Origin of the sequence: Ensifer sp. Root278 (assembly GCF_001429285.1) — a bacterium.
Taxonomy (GTDB): domain Bacteria; phylum Pseudomonadota; class Alphaproteobacteria; order Rhizobiales; family Rhizobiaceae; genus Ensifer.
In genome coordinates, this window is the sequence record NZ_LMJJ01000023.1 from 92,724 (window position 1) to 114,956 (window position 22,233).

General features: G+C 61.8%; 18 protein-coding genes and 1 pseudogene. 4 read left to right on the forward strand and 15 right to left on the reverse strand.

The genetic code is table 11. The features are described from left to right. Nucleotides 1–58: 58 nt before the first annotated feature. The 15 genes and pseudogenes from ASE60_RS16940 to ASE60_RS17010 all read right to left on the reverse strand — a co-directional run bounded on the left by ASE60_RS16940 (nucleotide 59) and on the right by ASE60_RS17010 (nucleotide 19,463). Nucleotides 59–844, reverse strand: coding sequence for a transporter substrate-binding domain-containing protein (locus ASE60_RS16940; RefSeq protein WP_057251715.1), 786 nt, complete (start codon nucleotides 842–844; stop codon nucleotides 59–61). A gap of 4 nt (nucleotides 845–848) precedes the next feature. Then, the gene (locus ASE60_RS16945; protein ID WP_057251716.1) at nucleotides 849–1,598 is read right to left on the reverse strand and encodes a GntR family transcriptional regulator; all 750 of its coding nucleotides are present in this window, start codon (nucleotides 1,596–1,598) and stop codon (nucleotides 849–851) included. 336 nt (nucleotides 1,599–1,934) lie between these two features. Continuing rightward, entirely contained in the window at nucleotides 1,935–3,947 is a 2,013-nt protein-coding gene (locus ASE60_RS16950) for a beta-galactosidase (RefSeq protein WP_057252092.1), read from the reverse strand. 128 nt (nucleotides 3,948–4,075) lie between these two features. Then, on the reverse strand, nucleotides 4,076–5,110 hold the full coding sequence (locus ASE60_RS16955; RefSeq protein ID WP_057251717.1) for a LacI family DNA-binding transcriptional regulator: 1,035 nt from the start codon (nucleotides 5,108–5,110) through the stop codon (nucleotides 4,076–4,078). Between the two features lie 29 nt (nucleotides 5,111–5,139). Continuing rightward, nucleotides 5,140–6,846 (reverse strand): trehalase family glycosidase, encoded by a 1,707-nt coding sequence (locus tag ASE60_RS16960; RefSeq protein WP_057251718.1) that lies wholly within the window; start codon nucleotides 6,844–6,846, stop codon nucleotides 5,140–5,142. Nucleotides 6,847–6,850: 4 nt separating this feature from the next. Next, nucleotides 6,851–7,663, reverse strand: a complete 813-nt coding sequence (locus ASE60_RS16965; protein ID WP_057251719.1) for a carbohydrate ABC transporter permease — start codon at nucleotides 7,661–7,663, stop codon at nucleotides 6,851–6,853. Then, complete coding sequence (locus ASE60_RS16970; RefSeq protein WP_057251720.1) at nucleotides 7,656–8,612, reverse strand: sugar ABC transporter permease; 957 nt, start codon at nucleotides 8,610–8,612, stop codon at nucleotides 7,656–7,658. Before ASE60_RS16970 ends, ASE60_RS16965 begins: the two co-directional genes overlap by 8 nt. Nucleotides 8,613–8,631: 19 nt before the next feature. Continuing rightward, the gene (locus ASE60_RS16975; RefSeq protein WP_057251721.1) at nucleotides 8,632–9,861 is read right to left on the reverse strand and encodes a sugar ABC transporter substrate-binding protein; all 1,230 of its coding nucleotides are present in this window, start codon (nucleotides 9,859–9,861) and stop codon (nucleotides 8,632–8,634) included. Beyond that, nucleotides 9,857–11,030, reverse strand: a pseudogene (gene ugpC / locus ASE60_RS16980) (sn-glycerol-3-phosphate ABC transporter ATP-binding protein UgpC); the annotation flags it as partial. The gene ASE60_RS16975 and the pseudogene ugpC, both read right to left, overlap by 5 nt. A 193-nt stretch (nucleotides 11,031–11,223) precedes the next feature. Continuing rightward, nucleotides 11,224–14,256 (reverse strand): aminotransferase class III-fold pyridoxal phosphate-dependent enzyme, encoded by a 3,033-nt coding sequence (locus ASE60_RS16985; RefSeq protein ID WP_057251723.1) that lies wholly within the window; start codon nucleotides 14,254–14,256, stop codon nucleotides 11,224–11,226. 17 nt (nucleotides 14,257–14,273) lie between these two features. Continuing rightward, nucleotides 14,274–14,936, reverse strand: coding sequence for an SDR family oxidoreductase (locus tag ASE60_RS16990; protein ID WP_057251724.1), 663 nt, complete (start codon nucleotides 14,934–14,936; stop codon nucleotides 14,274–14,276). A 10-nt stretch (nucleotides 14,937–14,946) separates the two neighbouring features. Continuing rightward, on the reverse strand, nucleotides 14,947–16,602 hold the full coding sequence (locus ASE60_RS16995) for an amino acid ABC transporter permease (RefSeq protein WP_057251725.1): 1,656 nt from the start codon (nucleotides 16,600–16,602) through the stop codon (nucleotides 14,947–14,949). Between the two features lie 79 nt (nucleotides 16,603–16,681). Continuing rightward, entirely contained in the window at nucleotides 16,682–17,428 is a 747-nt protein-coding gene (locus ASE60_RS17000) for a transporter substrate-binding domain-containing protein (protein WP_057251726.1), read from the reverse strand. 19 nt (nucleotides 17,429–17,447) lie between these two features. Beyond that, nucleotides 17,448–18,521: a LacI family DNA-binding transcriptional regulator gene (locus tag ASE60_RS17005; RefSeq protein WP_057251727.1), complete on the reverse strand. Its 1,074-nt coding sequence runs from the start codon at nucleotides 18,519–18,521 to the stop codon at nucleotides 17,448–17,450. Between the two features lie 186 nt (nucleotides 18,522–18,707). Continuing rightward, nucleotides 18,708–19,463: a glucose 1-dehydrogenase gene (locus tag ASE60_RS17010; RefSeq protein ID WP_057251728.1), complete on the reverse strand. Its 756-nt coding sequence runs from the start codon at nucleotides 19,461–19,463 to the stop codon at nucleotides 18,708–18,710. 332 nt (nucleotides 19,464–19,795) lie between these two features. On the opposite strand from ASE60_RS17010, the gene ASE60_RS17015 reads away from it, so the two are divergent. The 4 genes from ASE60_RS17015 to ASE60_RS17025 all read left to right on the forward strand — a co-directional run bounded on the left by ASE60_RS17015 (nucleotide 19,796) and on the right by ASE60_RS17025 (nucleotide 22,228). Then, nucleotides 19,796–20,383, forward strand: a complete 588-nt coding sequence (locus tag ASE60_RS17015; RefSeq protein ID WP_057251729.1) for a L,D-transpeptidase — start codon at nucleotides 19,796–19,798, stop codon at nucleotides 20,381–20,383. Nucleotides 20,384–20,569: 186 nt separating this feature from the next. Beyond that, nucleotides 20,570–20,701 (forward strand): ABC transporter, encoded by a 132-nt coding sequence (locus ASE60_RS33885; RefSeq protein WP_082615903.1) that lies wholly within the window; start codon nucleotides 20,570–20,572, stop codon nucleotides 20,699–20,701. Between the two features lie 147 nt (nucleotides 20,702–20,848). Next, on the forward strand, nucleotides 20,849–21,421 hold the full coding sequence (locus ASE60_RS17020; RefSeq protein WP_057251730.1) for a hypothetical protein: 573 nt from the start codon (nucleotides 20,849–20,851) through the stop codon (nucleotides 21,419–21,421). A gap of 219 nt (nucleotides 21,422–21,640) precedes the next feature. After that, complete coding sequence (locus ASE60_RS17025) at nucleotides 21,641–22,228, forward strand: protein-S-isoprenylcysteine O-methyltransferase (RefSeq protein WP_057251731.1); 588 nt, start codon at nucleotides 21,641–21,643, stop codon at nucleotides 22,226–22,228. Nucleotides 22,229–22,233 lie beyond the last annotated feature (5 nt).

Genomic DNA, 22,233 nt, shown 5'->3' on the forward strand with positions numbered 1-22,233 from the left:
TGACGAACATCCAGTGGCGCCGTCCCGCACTGCGGCGAGACGGCGCGGCGACGGTTGATCAGAGATCTGTCGGCAGGTCGGTGCCGAGCCACTTCTGCGCAATGGCGTTCAGCGAGCCGTCGGCCTTGGCGGCGGCGATGATGCCATTGACCTTTTCGAGAAGGGCGGGTTGCTCCTTGCTGAGCCCGATATAGCAGGGCGAGTTCTTGATAAGGAACTTCAGCTCCGGACGCTTCGGTGGGTTCTTGGCGAGAATGGCAGCGGCCACCACGTTGCCGGTTGCAACCGCCTCGACCTGCCCGGACAGGAAGGCAGAGATGGTGCCGTTGTTGTCTTCATAACGCTTGATGACGGTATCGGCCGGCACGATCTTGGTCAGTTCCAGGTCTTCGACCGCGCCGCGCGTGACGCCTACGACCTTGCCTGTAAGTTCCTCCGGCTTGGTGACCCCGAGTTCCGCGGGCGCGAACACGCCATTGAAGAAGGGGGCATAGGCGGCGGAGAAATCGATGACCTTTTCCCGATCTGGATTTTTGCCGAGGCTCGAAATCACCAGGTCGACCTTGTTTGTCTGCAGATAGGGAATCCGGTTCGCGCTAGTGACCGGTACCAGCTCGACCTTCACGCCGAGCTTGTCGCCGATCAGATTGGCCATGTCGACGTCATAGCCCATTGGCGCCATGTCCGTGCCAACGCTACCAAAAGGCGGAAAATCCTGGGGAACGGCAACGCGAAGCGTGCCGCGGGACGTGATATCGCCAAGCGCGTCGGCGTGGGAAACCGAGCCGAAGCCGATGGTGGCGGCCATCGCCGCCATGGCTATGAACAGTCGTCTTGCGAGCATTGGGTCATTCTCCTTTTTGGGTTCGCGGTGTTTTGCTGCGTGACGTCCTTGACGGCGGGGTCACGGTCTGGGGAGGAAGCGCGAGCGACCGCCGGAGGTCGGCCAGGGGATCGGGGTGTTGCGTCAGGTCCAGCCCGGTCTCCACCTCGTCCAGGTGCTCGACGGAAAGCGCGGCTGCTTTCGAAAAATCCCCTTGCTCCATCGCTTCGACGATGCGGCAATGCCCGAGGTGGGATTGCACGGCGTGAAAATCCGACTGATAGAGCATCGAGATCAGAATGGTTCTGGCCGTGAGATCGCGAAGGATCTCGATGAGAACGGCGTTATCCGCCAATTCGGCCACACGAATATGGAAATCGCCCATCAGGCAGGTGAGGCGCTGGCGATCGTCGGCTTCGATCGCCGCTTTCTCTTCGGCAAGGTGGGCATGCAGCCTGTCGCGGCCGCTCTCCGCCAGCCGCCGCATGCTGCGCAGCAGCCCAGCTTCGATGACGCGTCGCGCGCCGTAGACCATCGTCGCCTCTTCGGCAGACGGTTCCGCGACGAACCAGCCTCTACGCGGGCTGACATGAACGATGCAGCGTGTCTCGAGGCGCATCATCGCTTCGCGCACACGAGTCCGCGACACGCCGAAGAGAGAGGCCAGTTGGTTCTCGCTGAGCCGTGTGCCGGGCTTTATGCGGCCCGAGAGGATGCCGGAGACGATGGCCTTCTCGATCGGATTATGGAACGTCGGTGCTGCTCTATCTTGCATACAAGACAGGAATGCAAAGCCTGTGCCAGTCTCATATACCCGCGTCTTCAAAGGCTTGCCGGAGATCCGTTCTCATCTTTCGCCTATCCGGATGCAGTCAGCTCGCTTTCTGGGCACCGTTTTTCAGGCAGCAGATATCGGCGCGCCACCCACGTCCGGTCGGAGCGAGCATTCTCCTCTGCGCTGGCTGCCACTCATCGCATCCTCAGGTCGAAGCCGACCCGGACATGAGTCTCGCGCCAAAACAGGCCATCGTCGCCACACCGCGCACCCGGATCTATGCACGGCGTGACGAGCGAGATCGGTTGGAAAGCGGGTCTGTTGCCCGCTTCCCTATCACTCCGTCCAGATCGCGACGTCGACCGGATCGAGCCTGCGGCCGCCGACATGGAAGGTCGCACCGGCCGCTGCCGGCACGTCGACGGCCGTCTTGCCGTAGTTGAAGGCGAAGGTAAGCTTGCCGCGACGGGTGATGCGCAGATCGCCGAGATCTGCGAGCGCCTCGACCGAAGCCCAACCAAGCGCATCGCCGATCACCTTGCTCAAGAATTCACCGCGTGCCGCGGTTGCCAGATACCGCGCCTTGTCGTTGCCGACTAGCGCCGGGGCACCATTGCGGTAGTCACCCTCGAAGGTCGCAAGCACGCTCTCTCTGGTCCTGACCGTCTCGCGCCAGACGCCAGCCGGGTAAGTCTCGTTGCCGTAAAGCACGCTCTCGGCATGAAACTCCGGAAGCGACTCGACGCGCGCGACGCTGACGTCGATCAGCGAGGCGAGCGGCCCTGGCGGCAAGCCTTCGGGAATGTGCATATCCTCGGTCTTGCTTCCACTGCGCGGTCCGAACAGAACCTTGGCGCCGGAAGCGGCTAGGTTCTGAACGAACGCCTGATCCGGAATTACGAGGTCGGGCGCCAGCACCAACTGGTAGCCCTCGAGATCCGAGTGCTGGCCGATGATGTCGACGTCGACGCCGAAGCGAGCGACGGTCGAGTACCAGTCGAGCGCGATCTGCGACGCCAGATAGGTGCGGCCCTGCGGCAGCGCCCGGGTCGCCCAGCGCGAATTATAGTCGAGCAGGATCGCGAGCTTGGCCTTCTCGCGGCGCTCGCCCTTCGGCAGCCGCTTCATCTCCTCGGCGACCTGCGCAACTTCGAGATATCCCTGGTCCGCCTCGCTGTTCGGCAAGAGCAGTCCGGCATGGAACTGTTCCTGCGCAAACGGCACCTGGCGCCAGCGGAAATAGGAAACCATGTCGACGCCATGGGCATAGGCGAGCCAGGTCCAGAGCCGGACCATGCCGTCGGCCGGCGACTGGTTGTGCGAAGCCCAGTTCACCGGACCCGGCTGCTGCTCCATCACCCAGACGCGACCGTTGCCGACGGCGCGGTAGAGATCGTGGTTGAAGGCCGGCTGATCCGGATCGCCGACGCGGAGGTAACGGCCCTTGTCTTCGGAGGAGAGACGGCCGTTGAGCAGTCCACCCATCGGATAGACGTCCCACGACGCGATATCGATGTCCTCGCCGACCTTGTAGTGATCGAAATCGGTATTTTGCGACATGAAATTGTGCGTCACCGGACGGCCCGGCGAGTGTTTGCGGATGATATCGACCTGCGCCTTGTTGAAGCTCTTCACCTGGTCGGAGGAGAAGCGGATATAGTCGACGATATGAGTCGGGCTCGGCTCTTCCACAAGATTGTTGGGAAGTTCGACCTCGTCGAAGCTCAGATAGTTCATTGCCCAGAATGCCGTGCCCCAAGCCCGGTTCAGTTCCTCGACCGTGCCGTAGCGCTCAGCCAGCCATTCGCGGAAGGCGCGCAGCGCCTCGTCGGAATAGCTGTAGATCGTGTCGTGGTCGCCATATTCGTTATCCGTCTGCCAGGCGTGCACGAAGGCATTATCGCCGTAGCGCTCGGCCATGGCTTGCGAGATGCGCGCCGCTTCGATGCGGTAGCGGCGGCTGGAAAAGCAGTAGTGACGGCGGGCACCGAACTTGCGCACCACGCCCTTGACGTCGACGGGCAGGATATCCGGATAGCGATCGATCAGCCACTTCGGCGGGGCGGCGGTCGGCGTGCCGAGGATCACCTTGAGGCCGGCATTGCCGAGCACTTCGATCGCCTCGTCCAGCCATTCCCAATGGAACTCACCCGACCTCGGCTCGATCTTCGCCCAGGCGAATTCACCGATGCGCACCCAGGCAAGCCCGAGCTCGACCATGCGGCGCGCGTCCTCCTCCCACTTCGCGCGCGGCCACTGCTCTGGATAGTAGCAGACGCCGAGTTCCAGCATGTCGGTCTGCTGCTCTTTGGCGTTGAAGCGGTTCGATCTCGTCAGGGGCATGTGCACGGGGGTCCGGTCCTTCGTCATTTCATTCGGCCGGTTGGTTCCAGCCTCGGGTTTTGTCTGTCTCGTCTTGAATATAAACGTTTATATTCAAGAACATGAAAGGGCGCCCTAATCGGGCGAAAAGTTCGTCAACGGTTCGGGTTCAAGCGATCGTCGCAGCGTTCGATGAGGTTTGGCATCAGGAGCGTCTGCAGCGCCTCCGGCGGCTCGCCCTCCATGCGCCTCAGGATATAGGCACCGAGCAGGCTGCTCGGTTCGCTGATCGGCAGGTAATAGGTGGTGATCGGCGGCGCGAAATACTGGCTGACATTGAGGTCGTCGGTGGCATTGATCACCGCATCACGCCCATGCACTAGCCCGCGCTCGTGAAAGCCGGAGAAGGCGCCGAGCGCCGAGGCTTCATTGGCGCAGATATAGGCGGTCGGCGCATTGCTGAGCTCCGACATCGTCAGCACGTTTTCGCGGCCGAAGGCGGGCGTCAGCCGGCCGTGGGCAACGAGGGCCGGATCGTAGGGCAGGCCAGCGACTTCAAGGGCACGCTTGTAAGCTTCGAGCCGGGTGATGCCATAGCTCAATTCCGAGAGCGGGTTGAGCAGTGCGATACGGCGATGGCCGCGCTCGACCAGCCGCGCCATCGACACCCGGATCATCTGCTCGTTGTCGGCATCGACATAGGCATGCGGCGCGTTGTGGATGCTGGTGCCGTAGGTGACGAAAGGAAAGTCCGCCGCCTGCATGGTGCGGATGCGCGGGTCGTCGGCGCGAGTGCCCGAAATGATGATGCCGTCGGCCTTCTTCAGCGACACGATCTGCTTGATGACCGCCTGACTTTCCTCGAAATTGCGAACGGCATAGAGCGAAACGCGATAGGGGCTGTCTTCCAGCGCCCAGGAAATGCCGCTCAGGAGCTGGGCGTATTCGACGCCTTCCCATTCGTTCTGTTTCGGGCCCGGCGCCGTCATGATTGCGGCGACCTGATAGGTCTTGCCGGTGCGCAGCTGCACGCCATGCATGTTCAGTTCGTAGCCTACGCGTGTCGCCGCCTCGATCACGATCGCGCGCGTTTCCGGGCGAACCTGAGGCGAATGCTTCAGGGCCTTGGACACGGTGGCGATGGAAAGCCCCGTCTCCTGCGCGATGGTCTTGATCGTCGGTCTCTGCATGGCGTCTCGGCTCGTCACGGGTTGCTAGATCACGATGATTTGGGTCGGCTGAGCGATGCCGCCAGCTGAAGATAGACTGCGGATGTCCAGGCGAATGCCCGATCGCGAAGCCCCCTCCCCGAGCGCGCATCGAAGTTTTCGGCCATACCGCTTTTGCTGGCAAGTGAACAGAACTTTTCCGCGACTTCATGCGCAAGTTCAATCTGCCCTTGCCGGCGAAGACCGTCCCAGAGCAGAAGCGTGGTCGGCGCCCAGATCGGCCCGCGCCAATAGCCGTCGTCCTCGTAGAAGGAACTGAGCGGGCTCTCCGTCGCCGGTCCCCATTCGGTGATGAAGCCGCCAGCAACGAGTCTTGCAACGAGCTTCTCGCGCATCTCAGGCACCAGTCGCGCGCCCAAGAGCAGCGGCATGAACTGGATGAGGTTGTCTCCCGGCAGGATCCGCTCCGGATCCGCGGCGAGCCGCGCGCCAAAAGTCTCGCCGGTCCACAGACGTTCGAACAGCAGGGTCTGCAGCTCATCCGCCTTGCGGCGCCACATCGCCTGACGCTCCGCGTCTTCCTCCAGCAGGTTCGCGAGCGTCTCGCAGGCGAGGACCAGGAAAACCGGCAGGTCCGGCGAGATCACCGGGCCGCCTTCGGCAAAGAAGGTGGCGTTGTCCCAGCCGCTGTCGTTGCCGTGGAAATAGGACGGCAGGCTCGCCGCATCCTTGCGGCCATGAGTCAGCCAGTAGTCGACCTGGCGGCCGATGGCATCGCGCAGGTAAGACTTGCGCTCTGCCGTGAGGAAAGACGGGTCGGCAGCCGAAATCAACGATACCGCCCAGCCGTGCACAGGCGGCTTGGTAAAAGCGAAGAGCACGTCGCGGTCGTTGATATAGTCAGGCAGCAGGCCGGAGGCATCCTGGTGATCGAAGATCGCCGCGAACTGGTCGAAGGCGAGATCCGGGTCGAAGGCGGCGACGCCGAGGGCGGAAAAGGCGTTATCCCAACTCCAGATGTTGATCATGTGGTTCTTGGACATATAGATCGCCGGCCGCGTCAGCGCACCGCCGGCGGGCACGCCGTTAGCCCAGAGCAGATAGCTCGCGAGACGATGCGCCTCGTCCTGGCCTGCGACGCCCTTGGGACCGCGTGTGTGCCATTCGGCGAATTCGGCCGCGGCGCCTGAAAGAGCCTCGGCGAAACGCCCGGGCCGATCGACTGGCGGCACGGTGCGGAAGAAATCGACATTGCCCTCGAAGGCTCCCGCGCTGGAGAAGGCGAAGGAGACGTCTTCCGAATGATCGCGCTGCCAGGCACCGGTGACCTTCAGCTCGCCAGCGATCGCCCGGGGGATGAACTTGACGTTCTCGACCGCGGCGACCAGGCAATCCTCGCCCTTCGGCGTGCGGTAGACGTAGTCGTAGCGCGATCCTTCGAGATGGAAGCGGACGCCCGCCTTCTTGCCGGCGACGTGCAGCCTTTCCCCTTCGCCGATGACGAAGGTGACTTCTCCTTCGCCGACGCGGGCGTCGAGCCGCTCCGGTGAAAGCACGAGCACAGGCGCCATGGTCTCGCCATCAGCATCGAGAAACTCGACGCGGCAGAGACGCCCGAGCGACGGCCGTTCGTCGCCGCCGGCGACATGGCGCAGATAAAGCGCGCGCTCGCCATCGCGGCCCGGCACCCGCATCATCGAGAGCGTCAGGAACCGGCCTCTGCGGCTGAAGGGCACGAAGTCGATATCGAACAGCATGCCGTTATCCCTTCACCGACGATCCGACCGCGCCATCCATGATGTAGCGCTGGGCGACGAAGAACAGCGCGAGTGGCGGCAGGCAGAGGATGACGGTGATCGCGGCGATCGAGGTCACGTCCACCTCGTGCAATCCCTTGAACATCGAGAGGCCGAGCGTCAGCGTGTATTTCGACTGGTCGTTGAGGAAGATCAACGGGCCAAGATAGTCGTTCCAGGCGTTCATGAAGTGGAAGGTGCCGACCAGCACCAGCGCCGGCATCATCAGCGGCAGATGGATGCGCCAGTAGATGTCGAAGGCGTTGGCGCCATCCATGCGCGCGGCCTCGTCGATCTCCATCGGCACGGTCATGATGTACTGCCGGAGCAGGAAGACGAAAAAGGCGTCGGCAAAGTAGGCCGGCACGATCAGCGGCTTCAGCGTGTTGATCCAGCCGAGCAGGTTGAACTCCATGTAGAGCGGGATCATTTTCACGTCCCAAGGGATCATCATGGTCGCCAGCAGCAGGATGAACAGCGGATCGCGACCGGGAAAGCGGAAGCGGGCAAAACCATAGGCAACCAGCGACGAGGAGATCAGCTGGCCGATCGTCGACAGCACCACCACGATCAGTGAGTTGGTGAGGTAGGTGCCGAATGGCTGCTTGTTCCAGGCGGCGGCAAAGTTCTCCCAATGCCATTCGGACGGCCAGAAGACCGGCGGGAACTGGTAAAGCTCGGCGGAGCTTTTGATCGCCGTCATGAAGGTCCAGTAGAACGGCGCGATGAACAGCGCCGAGAGCAGGATGAGCGTGGAATAGAGCAGCGTCTTACGCATTGTTCTCTCCATCGTTCTGGCGAACTTCGCCTTCGTAATAGACCCAGGCGGCCGACCAGCGCATGACGCCGAGGCTGAGCATGAGCACGATGATGAACATCACCCAGGAGCCGGCGGCGGCGTAGCCCATGTCGAAGTACTTGAAGGCGTTGTCGTAGATGTACATGGCGAAGAAATAGGTGGAGCCGAGCGGTCCGCCCTTGGTCAAGAGAAGCGCGATCGTCAGCTGCTGGAAGGCCGAGATGATCGAGGTAATGAAAGTGAAGAGCAGCATCGGACCGAGCATCGGCAGGGTGATGAACACCATCTGCGCCCAGCCGGGAACGCCGGAGACGGTCGCCGCCTCGTAGAGTTCCTTCGGGATGGCTTTCAGGCCGGTGAGCAAGATCAGCATGGTGCCGCCGAGGCCCCAGAGGCTGGCGATGATGATTGCGACGATCGCAAGGTTCGGATCGCCGAGCCAGTTCGGTCCGTCGATGCCGACGAAGGACAGCATGAAATTCAGAAGACCGTATTCCCTGCTGTAGATCCAGCTCCAAATCGTCACCAGGGCGACGCCGGAAATGACGCTCGGCAGGTAGAAGGCGGTGCGGAAGAAGCCGCTGGCAAAGGTGATGTGATGCAGCATCAGCGCCAAAAGGAACGACATGACGATGTTGAACGGCACATAGATCGCCGCAAACTTCACCGTGATCCACAGGCTTTCCCAGAACTGCGGGTCCTCGAACAGCATGGAACGATAGTTTTCGAGCCCGACGAAGCTGCGCTCGCCGACAACCGGCCAGTCGTAGAAGCTCATCGTCAGCGAGAAGACGAGCGGACCAAGCGTGAAGAACAGGAACCCGAGGATCCACGGGGAGATGAACAGATAGGGCGCTGCATAGCGCGCGATGGCGGAGCGCTTGCGCCTTGCCACCTTTGGCTCTGCACCGGCATAGGTCATATCCATCTCCCCGTACTCCCTTTTCTTACTTCATCAGCCGCTTCGAGCGGTTGACCGCATCGTCGAGATGCTGCTTGGCGTTACCCTGGTCGATCATCGTCGCCTCGATTGCGCGAGCGAGATTGTCCTGGACCTTGCCCCAGTTGGCGTTCTTCAGGAACGCGTGGGTCTCGGTGTTCGAGGTCGCGAGAATGTCGAAAAAGGGCTTGTAGATCGGGTCCTTGGTCATGCCCTTTTCTTCCGCAACGCTGGTGCGCACCGGCAGGTCGTTGACGCGCATGGCGACAGCTTCGGGTGAGGAGAAGAATTTGACGAATTCCCAGGCGAGATCCGGATGGGTCGCGTCCTTGGCGATCGAGATCGCCGAGACGCCGAGCGCCGAATGGGCGGTCTTGTCGCCGAACTTCGGCAGCGACGCGACGCCATACTTGATGCCTGAAGCATCGATGCCGGACTTCGACCACATGGCGCTCTGGAACATGGCGATCTTGCCGCCCTTAAAGAGCGTGCTGCCGGTTGTGTCGTCGCCGAGGTTCAGCGTGATCGCTTCCTGCTTCTTGGCCATGTCGGCGAACATGTCGAGCACTTGCGCTGCCGCATCGCTGTTCATGTAGCCGTCGATCTTTTTGCCGTCGTCGGAGATGTATTTGGTACCGTTCGACCAGAGGAACTGTTCGAAGTCATAGGGGTCCGGCTTGGCGTCGACGGCGAAGCCATAGACCTTGTTCGGCTCGTCGCGGAACTTGGCCGCCTTGGCGCGCAGGTCGTCCCAGGTCCAGCCGTCCTTCGGCTCCTCGACGCCGGCCTTGGCGAACATGTCCTTGTTGTAGAACACCACCTGGGTGGTGAAGCCCGACGGCATGCCGTAGGTCTTGCCCTCGACACGAACAGTGTTCATCAGGCCCTTCGGAAAGTCGTCCGGCTTGAGCTCGGCCGCATCCTTGGCGATCAGATCGTCCAGCGGCTTCAGCGACGTGTAGTATTGCGGGAAGTTCCACATATACATAACGTCAGGCGGGTTGCCGGCGCCGAACGCGGCGATCAGCTTCTGATCGTAACCATCCGCATAGGGCTCGACCTGGACCTTCACGCCCGGGTGCTTTTCTTCGAACTTCTTGGCGATTTCCTGCTGGATCGCCAGGCTTTCGTCCGTGTCCCAGGTTGCAAAACGCAGCACTTCTTCCGCGCGGGCCGTGGCGGCTCCGGCCATTGCCAGAACCATCAGCGAGCCGATGATGGACTTCCTGTTGAGCATGCTTCTCCTCCTCATTCGGGTTACGCGACCCGCTGCGCCTTTTCCTGATTGATCAGCGCCTGCGTCTCGGCATCGAGCCTGCGCGCGACCGCCTGGCCGTCGCCGTCGAACAGATGGCAATGTTCTGCCGGCAGGCGCAGGTGCACGCGCTCGCGGGCGGAAACCGGATGCGTGCCGCGGACGACAGCGGTCATGTCGCCGCCGTTCTCAAGGCTGATATGGACGTGGCTTTCGGTGCCTAGCCGCTCGACCAGGCGCACGTCGCCGACGAGATGGCTTTCTTCGGCCGAGACCAGCTCGATCTTGTCGGGGCGAATGCCGAGCGTGACGGATTTGGCTTTGGCAATCGGGGCTGCGGCCAGCATCTCGAGCTTGAGCGGATGGGCGAGACCGCCGCCGTTGAGCGTCACCGATGTATCGACCTGCCCGGTCACTTCGGTCGTGACGAAGTTCATGCGCGGCGAACCGATGAAGCCGGCAACGAACAGATTGGCCGGCTGGTAGAAGAGTTCGAGCGGCGTACCGAACTGGCTGACCTTGCCCTTGTCGAGCACCACGACACGATCAGACAGCGTCATCGCCTCGACCTGGTCGTGGGTCACGTAGATCATCGTCACGCCGAGACGTTCATGCAGTGCCGCAAGCTCGACGCGCATGGTGACGCGCAAGCCGGCATCGAGGTTCGACAACGGCTCGTCGAGCAGGAACAGCTTCGGCTCGCGCACGATGGCGCGGCCGATCGCCACGCGCTGGCGCTGACCGCCGGAAAGCTGGCGCGGCTTGCGGGCAAGCAGCTCCTTGATGCGCAGGATGTCGGCGGCATTGTCGACGCGGCGGTCGATCTCGTCGCGCTTCATGCCGTTCAGCGCCAGGCCGAAGGACAAGTTCTTGCGCACGTTCATGTGCGGATAGAGTGCGTAGTTCTGGAAGACCATGGCGATGTCGCGCTTGGCCGAGGAGACGTCGGTGATGTCGCGCTCGCCGAGGCGGATGGAGCCGCCATCCAGATCCTCAAGCCCGGCAATGGAGCGAAGCAGCGTGCTCTTGCCGCAACCCGACGGGCCGAGGAAGCACACGAACTCGCCGTCGGCGATATCGAGGTTGATACCCTTCAAGACTTCGAGCGAACCAAAGCCTTTGCGCAAATTTTCGATACGGATCGCTGCCAACGGGCCCTCCCTGCCGGCAAGCGCTTAGCAGAGGCCACCGGCACGAGCTATGCGCTTAGTTAAACGTTTATATGCACGATAAAAACGTTTAACTTTCTTGTAAAGCAGAAAATTGCGTCGATCCGATTTTGCTGTTGAGGGCCGTAAGCAATAAAAAGCGGCCGCTCGGGGCGGCCGTTTTTAGTCTTTTGTCTCAGACGCTTAGACGTCCGAGCGTTTCATCGAGCGCGTTGAGGAAGCGGTCGCAATCCTCGGCGCTGAAGGGCGCCGGAGGCTTAACCTTCAGCACATTGTGGTGCGGCCCCTCGCTGCTGAGCAGGATCCGATATTTCCGCTTCATCTCGGCGATGACGAAATCGAGTTCGCGTGCTGCCGGCTCCAATGTCTCGCGATCGCGCACCAGTTCGATGCCGTTGAAGAGACCGTGGCCGCGGACGTCGCCAATGATCGCATGCTTGCTGGCGAGCGCCCGCGCGCCATCCATCAGCCGGTCGCCGACGACCCGGCAATGATGCATCAGCCGCTCGTCGCGGATGACATCGAGCACGGCAAGGCCGATTTCGGCCGAAACCGGGTTGCCGCCGAAGGTGTTGAAATACTCCATGCCGTTGGCAAACGAGGCGGCGATCGCCTCTGTGGTGACGACGGCGGCCATCGGGTGGCCGTTACCGATCGGCTTGCCCATGGTGACGATGTCGGGCACCACGCCCTGCAGCTCGTGCGCCCACATATGACTGCCGACGCGGCCGAAACCGACCTGCACCTCGTCGGCAAGGCAGAGGCCACCGGCCGCGCGCACATGTGCATAGGCTTCCCGGAGATAGCCTTCCGGCAGTGTCAACTGCCCGCCGGTTCCGAGAATGCCCTCGCTGAAGAACAGTGCAGGGCGACGACCATCGGCCGCAAGTGCTGCCACCTGGTTACGCACGTCCTCGGCATATTTCCTGCCCGCGTGCTCATCACCGTAGCGGTAACGCCCGCGATAAAGGTCGGGCATCTCGGCGACCTTCACATGCGCCTGCTGCCCTTCCCCGCCCTTGCCGGCGAACTTGTAGGGGCTGACGTCGATCAGGCTCGACAGATGGCCGTGATAGGCGTGGTCAACGGTGATGATGTCGCGGTTGCCGGTATAGGCACGCGCCAAGCGGATGGCGAGGTCGTTTGCTTCGCTGCCGGAATTGACGAAGAAGCAGACGTTCAAGGGCTCCGGGAACTGCTCGGCAAGCCGGCGTGAGTACTCGACCAGAGAATCGTGCAGATAGCGCGAATTGGTGTTGAGCCGCTGCATCTGCGCTTGCGCCGCCCTAACGACGCGCGGATGGCAATGGCCGACGTGGCAGACATTGTTGACCATGTCGAGCCAGCGTGTGCCCTCCTCGTCGATCAGGCGCGCGCCCTCGCCGCCGACAATTTTCAGGGGTGCAGCGCTATAGGCGATGCTGAGCGACCGGCCGATGCGACGATGGCGCTCACGCACAAGGAATTCCTTGCCGCGCGGCACGATCACCGAAACTGGCACGGAGAGACCGAGCACCACGCTCGGATCCGGGCTCACTTCGCGCCATACCTGCCACTGGTCGCGCACGCCGACGCCATGCATCTGACCGCCGAGGCCGAGGTGATCGGTGACGATCTGGAAATGCAGATGCGGCGCCCAGTTGCCATTTTCCTCGGCCGCGCCCAAGGCGGCGAAGACCTCGCCCTTGGCGATCGCCTGCCCCACGGAGAGCTTGGCGACGCTTTCGCGTGACAGGTGGCCGTAGAGCGTCCAGAAGCAGACACCACCATCGATCTCATGCTCGAGCAGCACGGTCGGGCCGAAACCGTAGGGGACGGCGTCATCGTGAATGAAGGCGACCTTGCCGGAGAAGGGTGCCGAAACCGGCTCGTGCGCCGGCGCGAAGATGTCGACGCCGAGATGTACCGAGCGACGCGCGCCTTCCACCGATGTTTCGTAAGCCTCACCCTGATAGATGCCCCGGTCTTCGCCATAAAGACCGATGCCAAAGGCCGCACGCTCGCTGCCGATCTGCGCGGCTATGCGCGCCTCGGCTTCTGCGGCATCGAGGCTCGCCCATCGCGCGGCCTCCGGGGCGGATGCGGAGAAGTCGAACACAGCGACCTTCGGCTTAGCGACGTCAGGACGTACCATCGGCGCAAAATCGTGCGCGTTCTTCTCGAGCCAACGGACGACCGCGGCCGCATGCGGAAGCGGCGCCAAACCGCAGGCATCGCGGATGCGGGCAATGGCGATCGCCCGGTTCTCGCTCCGGAGACGTTTCAGTTCGCGCCAGACATCCTCCTGGCTGACGAGCAGGTAGGTATTCTCGGGGTTCTCGCGGATCTGCTTGGCCGCCATGCACATGCTGACGGCGTAGCGTGTGAGCACGAGATCGAAGACCAGTTCGACTTCGGTTTCACTCAGCGGATTGACGTGATGATAGGCTCCCGCGAGTGCCGCAATGGTCCCGACCGGATCCGCGGATCCAATCAGCGCGTAGGCCGACGCGACGGCGATTTCGATCACGCGCCAGGTCTCGACCATGTCGCCGAAGTCGAGCAGGCCGCTGACCTGGCCCTGGCCGTCGAGCAGCACATTGTAGTCGTTGGCGTCGTTGTGAATGACCTGCATCGGGCAGGTCGCAAGGCGAGGCAGGACAGCCAAAGCGAAATGATCAAGGATCGCGTCGACCGCCGCGCGCTTGTCCGGGCCGTCGATCAGTTCCAAGTGTTTGCGATGCATGTCGGCCCGGCCGATGTCCCAAGCATAGAGCCGCTTGGTGCCAGCGTGCGTGAAGCCTTCGAGGCTGCGATCAAGACCAGCCAGCAACCGTCCGAGGCTTTCGGCGCTCGCCGCGTCGCGCAGCGGCGCCTTCGCCCAGATGTCGCCCGGCAGCCATGAGAGTAGCCGCGCCGTGCGCGGGCCGCGAAGCTCGATCTTGCTGGTGACGGCGCCGGAGCGATCGCGAAACGCGCGTGAGACCGACAGATCGGATGCCTTGGCGGCAAGATGTTCCAGCACCGCCACCTGCATGTCGAGCTCGTCGGCGTCGCAGGTCGCGTGCAGCTTCAGCAGGTATTCCTGTCCGTCAACGTCCGAGACCCGGTAGTTGAGATCGTGCTCGCCCGGCAGCGGCGAGAGGCTCGCCTCGATGCCGTAGGTGTCGCTGAGCCAGGCGCGGATCGTCGCCAATTCCTGCTCGGTTCTCAAATCTCTCTCTGCCATTGTCTCTGCCCGTCCTGTCACCACGAAACCCGCCGCCCGTCATAGGCGCGGAAACTGCCGCTATCGGCCATATCTGCCCTGTCGATGATCGCCTTCAGCCCGGCAGCGCTCGCTGCCACCGAAACGACGGCATCGCTGCCACCCATATCCGTCTGCACCCAGCCGGGATGCAGCGACAGCACCGAAATCCCGTCGCCCTTCAGATCCTGGGCGAGCTTGACCGTCGCCATGTTCAGCGCCGCCTTCGAGCAGCGATAAGCGTAGTCGCCGTCGTCGTCGTCGAGCGTGCCCTCGGCGAGTGAGCCGGCGCGGCTGCTGATGTTGGCGACGACCCGACGCTCTCCATCCTTAAGGCTGGCAAGAAGCGCCCGCGTCACCAGAAGCGGCGCCAGCGCGTTGACGCGCATGACAGTGAGAAAGTCGTCCGTCTCAAGCGTTGGAAGGCCGCCCGTGTCGCCGCGCGCGGCGGCATTGTTGATCAGCACGTCGATCGCCACGCCCTGAAGCGCCCGTCCAACAGCCTCGATCGAGGCGGGGTCGGCGACATCCAGGTGAAACCGATCCGTTTCGTCCGTGCGCGGAATGGACCCCCGCGCACAGCCGAGAACGCGCCAGCCGTCCTCGGCATAGATCCGCGCCAGTTCTGCCCCGAGCCCGCGGGAAGCGCCTGTAATCAGCACGGTGCGATGTCTAGCGGTGCTTGATGTCATATTTCCGCTCGATCATGTTGACGAGGCTGGCGGCAGCCAGCGTCAGGAAGATGTAGAAGATCGCCGCCGAGTTATAGGGCGCGAACGGCAGGAAGCTTGCCGACTGGAACTCGCGCATGCGCTGGGTGATGTCGCGGATCGACAGGATCGACAGCAGCGACGTGTCCTTGAGGATCGCGATCAGTTCATTGCCGAGCGGCGGAATGATGATGCGGAAGGCCTGCGGCAGAACGACGAGGCGTGCCGTCTGCCAGCGGTTGAGGCCGATGCTGCGCGCCGCCTCGACCTGGCCGACCGGAATGGCGTTGATGCCCGAGCGGAAGATTTCGGCGAGATAGGCCGAGTAGGCAAGCGCCATCGCGACGATGCCGCGCATCAGGTTCGGCGGGTCGAGCACGCCTTGGGTCGCATCCTTGAGCGCGCCGCTCAAGGGCAGGCCGACATAGAGCACGATCACAAGCATGGGGATGCCGCGGATCGTATCGACGATGAATTCCGAACCGATCGCCAGCGGGTGGCGCTGATGCAGGTAGCCGCCGAAGGTCAGCAGGCCAAGAATGATGGCAAGCACGGCAACGGTGACACCCGCTGCCCGATCGCGGTCGTTCAGTGCTTCGGTCTTCCAGAGCACGGGCATGTCGGCTGGCGCGGAGGCTGCCGGCAGCAGTGCTGCCGAAACGCCCTCGCCCTTGGCGATCGAGGCCAGCGCCTCGGTTGGGCCGACAAAGGTGCGCACCGGGGTCTCCGCTTGCGGCGCGCCGTCATACTGGCCGAAACGCACGGCGCCGATCAGGCCCGCCGGTGTGTTGGTGACGATGCCGACCTTGCCCCCAAGCGTGCCGGCGAGCACGTAGGTATCGCGCGGCTGCAGCAGGAACCAGCCGGCGGCCAGCGCCAGCACCAGCGTAGCAATGGCGAAGTAGAGGCTGGTCCTGACCGTCGATCTGAGTTGCAGCAACCCGACCCAGACAAGGCCCATCAGCGCTGCCAGGATGTAGGCCGCTATCGCCGCACGGATGGTGGTCGCGACGCCCGCGGCAAATGCGATGTGGGCGAAGAAGAAGACGAAGACCAGACCCGCACCGTTGACAATACCGAGGATCCAGCGGGCAAGGCGCCGCACCCGGTCGTCAGGCGCTGAGCCTGAACGTTTGCTCAGGAAGAAAAGGCCGAGGCCGATCACGGTAACCGCGAAATAAAGTGGGAACAGCCACGCTTCGACGCCACGCACCATCAGATCGGCCGCCTCGGTCAATTGCCGTGGCGTCACGCCCTTGGCGATCAGTGTCGACTTGAACGGATCGACACCGTTGGCAACGACGGATGCGACGAAGGGATGGATGTTGTGGCCGATGACGAGGACGGCCGCCGCGGCAAGATTGAGCACGGCTGCGACATTGGCCAGTCGCGGACGCGGCGCCTTGGCGCGCGAGAAAACGAGCAAAGTGATCCCTGACGCAAACGCGATCGCCAGCGCCAGAAAGCCCGGCACGAAGGCCGACGAGCCGTTTTCGACACCGAGGATCGCTCTCAGCGAGCGTTGGTAGTCGCCGGAGGAAATGAAGAGATAGATGATGAAGGGCAGCGCGGTCAGGATGATGAGATTGCTCGGACGCACGCTTCTCAGGAACGACATTCATTCCTCCGGGGCATAGTAGACAGACGGAAGACCCGGAGTGCGAGCACGCGCTCCGGGTCCGATCGGCATTGTGAGCTTACTTGAGGCCCCAGTATTTGTTGACGAGCTGGTCGAGCGTGCCGTCGTCCTTGATCATCTTCAGGCCCTCGTTGAAGGCCGCAACGTTTTCGTCGCCCTTGCGGAAGACGAGACCGAGCGGATCGGATTCAAGGTCCTTGATCGCAACGACGAGCTCCCCGGCGAATTCGCGTTCGTAGGCGGCCGCATTGGCGCCGTTGATGACGACGCCGTCGACGTCCTTGTTCTTGAGCGCGATGATCGCGGCGCTGAAGGTATCGTAGGCGGCGACGTTCTCCTTGCCGACGACACCCTCGGCAACCTGGGCATCTGTCGTGTTCGCCTGGGCGGAAAGCTTTCTGCCGGCGTCCTTGAAGCGGTCGAGCGTGATGCCCTGGTCTTCAACGCGCATCAGCACCGCCTGGCTGTTGACGATGTAGGGATCCGAGAAATCCATCGCCTTCTTGCGCTCCTCGGTGATCGAGACGCCCGACGCGACGAGGTCGAAGCTGCCCTGGTCGAGGGCTGCGAAGATGCCGTCCCAGCCAGTCGTGACGAATTCGGCCTGGCAGTTGATCTTGGCGCAGACGGCGTTGACCACATCGACATCGAAGCCGACGACCTGTCCGGTCGCCGGATCGATGCTCTCCATCGGTGGCGAGGTCGTGTCGGAGCCGACCTTCAGCAGTTTGCCGCCGAGATCGGCGGCGTGAGACACGCTCGAAGCAAGGGCTGCTACAGCCAGGGCAATCATCAGTTTTTTCATGGTTCTCCTCCTTGGATAATTAGCTTTGGCTCAGGCGGCCGCCGAGATTGTCAGGCTGCCGCGCGATCAACGTCGGCCTGAAGACCTGCCGCAACGCCCCAGGGTCCTCCCCCTCCATGCGGCGCAGCAGGAACTGTCCGAGCGTGCGGCCGAGCACCTCGATCGGCTGGTAGAAGGTGGTGATCGGCGGCGTGAAGTAGGCGCTGACATTGATGTCGTCATAGGCGATGACGTCGACATCGACGCCGACCTGGCGGCCAAGGCTGCCAAGTCCCGAGAGCACGCCGAGCGTTGTGGATTCGTTGATGCAGACAAAAGCGGTCGGGGCATCGTCGAGCTGCAGGAAGTCGATCACCGTCTTCCGGCCGAAATGGGTCGAGAGGTCGCCCTCGGCGATCAGTTCCACCGGCGCATCGAGACCCGCCTCGCGGAACGCCCGGACAAAACCGTCGATCCTGTCGATCGCGTACGAGAGCCGCCGCTCCGGATTGACAAGCGCAATGCGACGGTGGCCACCGGCGATCAGTCGCGCGGTCGCCGCATGGGCGGCCCATTCGTTGTCGATGTCGACATGGGCATAGTCGAGATCCTTGTGGCAGCGCCCCATCGAGACGAAGGGGAAATGCTCGGCAACGAGCAGATCGATGCGCGGGTCTTCGGCGAGAATGCCAGAGAAGATCAGGCCATCGGCCAGCCCCTGATCGACGATCCGGCGCGCGGCTTCAGCACCATCGGCCGCATCGCGGATGACATGCACGGACATGCGATAGTCCGTGCCATCGAGCGCCTGGCTGATGCCGCTCAAGGTCTGGGTGTACTCGACGCCGTCCCACTCGTAGTCACGCGCGGCAGTGACCGGCATCAGCACGGCGGCTTGAAAACTCTTGCCGGTGCGAAGCGCCATCCCGCGCGCGTTGGCTTGGTAACCGACCTCGCGTGCCGCCTTGTAGATGATGTCTCTTGTCGCCGGGGCGACCACGGGAGATTCGCGCAGCGCCTTCGAGATCGTGGCGATGGAATAGCCCGTCATCTCGGCCAAGGTCTTGATTGTCGGCGTCGGTGTGCGCCGCACCCTGTGGATCTCAGTCGCCATGCACCCTCCCAGGCCCCGGCCTTCTCCTGGAGATTAGAGGTAGCAGCCAATAAAAACGTTTTCAAGGAAAATAAAAACGTTTTTATTTTGGATGATACGCATGCAGAAAAGGCGCGGTCGCCGCTAGCGGCACCGGCCTTGACCAGCGGGGCATCAATTTTTCAACGATTGAGAGATGCAGCTAGCTCAGTGAGCAGTATAGGCGCCGTCTACGAGGTGAACGCTTCCGGTGATGAAACTCGCCTGCTCCGACAACAGGAAACAGATCAGAGCCGCTACCTCGTCTGGCGTACCGCGACGTCCCATTGGTTGCAGCGACATCATGCGTCTACTGCTTGCCACGTCCGCATTCTCTGAAGAGAGCGGCGTGTCGATCCAGCCAGGCGCCACGGCATTGATGCGAACCCCAGCTCGGGCATACTCGATCGCGGCCGCCTTCGTCAGCCCAACCACTGCGTGCTTGGCGGCCGTATAGGCGGCAGCGGTCGGCAGCGCGACTGAGCCCAGAATGGAAGACGTGTTGACGATGGCGCCCCCACCTTGCGCCACCATGGCCGCGATCTCGTACTTCATACAGTAGAAAACGCCATGCAAGTTCACGTTCATCAATGCATGCCAGCCATCGAGTGGATAGTCGGCTGTCGCCTTGCGGATGCCTTCGATGCCGGCGTTGTTGACCGCCAGATGCAGACCACCACAGGTCTGCACGGCGAACGCCACCAGCTTTTCCACCGCGGCGGGATCGGCGACATCGGCCGCGACATCGTGGGCCTTGCCCCCGTTCGCGCGAATTTCTTCGGCAACCAGGCGCACGGCGGCAGCGTCAACATCCGCAGCAACTACTTCCGCTCCCTCAGCAGCGAGTTGCCGGCACACGGCTGCGCCAATTCCGGAACCGGCGCCCGTCACAAGCGCAACCTTCCCAGCGAAGCCTAGATTCATACTGTCATTCCTAACGTTTAGCTTTCGACCAATCCAGCGCGCGCGACATCGCAAGTCATTCCATGAAATGCACTCGAAGCCCCGATCTTCCAATCAAACAGCAGCAGCAACACACAAGAATCGCGATATTTTTTTACCCGATTCATGCACTGCACCCAGGCCCTCTTTCCAGATATACAGTCCTTTCTGTCCAATTCACCCGGAACGCGGGTGAAAAACCTGGAGTGTCATTATCTATCCTGTTGCCGGGTGTAGTTCATTGGAACTTGGACAGAGAATATTGTAATGCTAAAAAACGAATCGGGGCGCACCATTTTTCTCAGCAGGTAAAGATGGACAATCACCGCATTACACGGAGATTCCTGGTCATCGGCAGCCTTGGGCTGTTGGCCGGGTGCAGTTCAAGTTGGCCGCGCGTTTCGTTTCCATCCCTGTATGGCGGAACGCCCGGCGTCGATCGCCGCTACCGAAAACAACACGTCCGATACGACGGCAACGAGCCAGCCGGAACGATTGTTGTGGACACTACGCAACGCTACCTCTACTCGATCGAAGATGGTGGATGGGCGATGCGCTACGGAATAGGCGTCGGAGAGGAGGGCCTTACCCTCAAAGGCCAGGCCGTTGTCGGCCGAAAGGCCGAATGGCCGTCATGGACGCCGACCGCAAGCATGATCAGACGCAAGCCGGAGCTGGCGCAATACGCCGGTGGAGTTTCCGGCGGTCCCCACAACCCGTTGGGGGCCTCAGCCCTATACCTTTATCGCAACGGTCAGGATACCAAGTTCCGCCTCCACGGCACGAACGCACCTTGGACCATAGGGCAGGCGGTTTCCAACGGCTGCATCCGACTTACGAACGACGATATCGTTGATCTCTACGCGCGGACGCCTGTTGGAACTCCGGTATTGATCATTTGATGATGTACTCTATCTGAGTGCGGTATTGGGGTAAGGCCGACATGCATTTAAATCTTCAAAGTTTGGTAACGATAATCCGACTGACGAGTGTGCCCTTTCCGCACTAGGCCGAATCTCGAAATGCCACTAATACTATGAATGTTGCCTTCGAATAACCATTCCGATCACAGAGGGAAGGAAATATTGATGAGCAGAATTCTAATCGTAGCAGTTGCGTTGCTTTCCGTTGCCAGCCTCTCCGCTTGCGGAACAATCGGCAAAGGCAAAGGCAAGGCCCCGCCACCGGTGGCCGAAGAACCGGCGCCCGTCTACAAATAGTGACTGACGCTAATTCGGGGAGGATCTCACGGTCCTCCCCGCCCTGAATGATCGTGGCCGCCTTGGCCATGCGTCGTGGCGCGTGGATCGATAAGCCCAGGCGGCAAGTTCAAGTGCCCATTGGAATTCGGGAGATTTGGCGCAGTAATGACGCGTGTACTAGGTCGCATTCCGTTCGTCGTCTTAGCCGCCATGGCGGTTACGGCGTGCCAATCGCAAGACAAGGGCCCGCAGCCACGCTATGTCTCAAGCGTTGCGGGCAGCCCATCGCAACAGCGCGATCAGGGCTACTTCATCGAATTCCGCTCGCGTTATGCGCTCAGTTACGGCCATTCCTATGTGGTTTTTGGCCGCCTGACCAAGTCGGGAGCGATGGTCAATCCGGAAGTGGCGGGACTTGCTCCTGCAACAAACGACACCGCTCCCTACGTGCTGGGCCATGTTCTCCCCGTCCCGGCCGAGACGGGCGTGAGCGACGGTGACCTTGAGGACCGATACAGGTCTGCGAGCTGGCGCGTCATGTTGACCGAACCGGAGTACAGAGACGTCGTCGCCAAAATCCGAAAACTCAAGGCCGAAGCCAAGTTCTGGCATGCGTCGCTCTACAACTGCAACGCGTTTGTGGCCGATATCGCGCGTTCCATGGGATACAAGACACCGGGCATCTGGCTCAGGCCCCAGCAATTCATCACAAGGCTACGCGAGATGAATGGCGGGTAGGCTGACGAGGGCACAGACTCCTCGGCTATCAGGCGACCAAGGGTCAGATGCGCCATCGTTGGCTACGACCAGCGCCCCTCATGGTCGAGCCGACATCAGCCTTGGCGCGCACTCCTCAACTTTAGCACCTTGTCAGGTCGAAGCGGCGCATGGCAGTCTCGTCCTTTGCCGTTGCGGCGTACAGAAGCCCAACAAAAGCTTAGGTGAATCAACGTGAACATGTCTGTCGCTTCCATTGGCGAAATCGTGTGGGTCATAGGCATCGTTGCCTGGTATGTGGTTCGTTACCCATTCGAGCGCCGTGCAAAGCGTGTGCGGGTGATGAGCAGCCGCCGCTCGGTGACCGATACGATTGGCTTGGCTGCCGCTTTACTAGGCCTTGCGATTTTGCCTGGGTTCTACGTTGCAACAGGAATTCCCGCATTTGCCGACTATCCCGCGCATGCCTGGATGGTGGGGCTTGGGGGCCTGATCTTTGCTTTGGCTCTGTGGACGTTCCGTCGCACCCACAAGGAACTCGGCCGAAACTGGTCGATCTCGCTGGAAATCCGCGAAAAGCATCAACTGATCAGCAAGGGCCCGTATGCCGTCGTGCGCCATCCGATGTATACAAGCTTCCTGCTCATGGCGATCGGCCAGATGTTTCTGCTGTCGAACTGGGTGGCGGGCCTCTTGGGAGTCGCTGGTTTCGCCGTGCTTTTTTTCCTGCGTGTGGACAAGGAGGAGCGCCTGATGCTGGAATTCTTCGGTCCTGAGTATCGCGCCTACATGGACAGGACCAAGCGCATTATACCTTATCTTTACTAGAGGTG

Bases quoted from the DNA above. Each gene is read 5' to 3' on its own strand.
- ASE60_RS16965 (WP_057251719.1), bottom strand. From the start codon at position 7,663: ATGCGTAAGACGCTGCTCTATTCCACGCTCATCCTGCTCTCGGCGCTG.
- ASE60_RS16960 (WP_057251718.1), bottom strand. From the start codon at position 6,846: ATGCTGTTCGATATCGACTTCGTGCCCTTCAGCCGCAGAGGCCGGTTC.
- ASE60_RS17025 (WP_057251731.1), top strand. From the start codon at position 21,641: ATGTCTGTCGCTTCCATTGGCGAAATCGTGTGGGTCATAGGCATCGTT.
- ASE60_RS17005 (WP_057251727.1), bottom strand. From the start codon at position 18,521: ATGGCGACTGAGATCCACAGGGTGCGGCGCACACCGACGCCGACAATC.
- ASE60_RS33885 (WP_082615903.1), top strand. From the start codon at position 20,570: ATGAGCAGAATTCTAATCGTAGCAGTTGCGTTGCTTTCCGTTGCCAGC.
- ASE60_RS16970 (WP_057251720.1), bottom strand. From the start codon at position 8,612: ATGGATATGACCTATGCCGGTGCAGAGCCAAAGGTGGCAAGGCGCAAG.
- ASE60_RS16985 (WP_057251723.1), bottom strand. From the start codon at position 14,256: ATGGCAGAGAGAGATTTGAGAACCGAGCAGGAATTGGCGACGATCCGC.
- ASE60_RS16955 (WP_057251717.1), bottom strand. From the start codon at position 5,110: ATGCAGAGACCGACGATCAAGACCATCGCGCAGGAGACGGGGCTTTCC.
- ASE60_RS16945 (WP_057251716.1), bottom strand. From the start codon at position 1,598: ATGCAAGATAGAGCAGCACCGACGTTCCATAATCCGATCGAGAAGGCC.
- ASE60_RS16995 (WP_057251725.1), bottom strand. From the start codon at position 16,602: ATGTCGTTCCTGAGAAGCGTGCGTCCGAGCAATCTCATCATCCTGACC.
- ASE60_RS16940 (WP_057251715.1), bottom strand. From the start codon at position 844: ATGCTCGCAAGACGACTGTTCATAGCCATGGCGGCGATGGCCGCCACC.
- ASE60_RS17015 (WP_057251729.1), top strand. From the start codon at position 19,796: ATGGACAATCACCGCATTACACGGAGATTCCTGGTCATCGGCAGCCTT.
- ASE60_RS17000 (WP_057251726.1), bottom strand. From the start codon at position 17,428: ATGAAAAAACTGATGATTGCCCTGGCTGTAGCAGCCCTTGCTTCGAGC.
- ASE60_RS17010 (WP_057251728.1), bottom strand. From the start codon at position 19,463: ATGAATCTAGGCTTCGCTGGGAAGGTTGCGCTTGTGACGGGCGCCGGT.
- ASE60_RS17020 (WP_057251730.1), top strand. From the start codon at position 20,849: ATGACGCGTGTACTAGGTCGCATTCCGTTCGTCGTCTTAGCCGCCATG.
- ASE60_RS16975 (WP_057251721.1), bottom strand. From the start codon at position 9,861: ATGCTCAACAGGAAGTCCATCATCGGCTCGCTGATGGTTCTGGCAATG.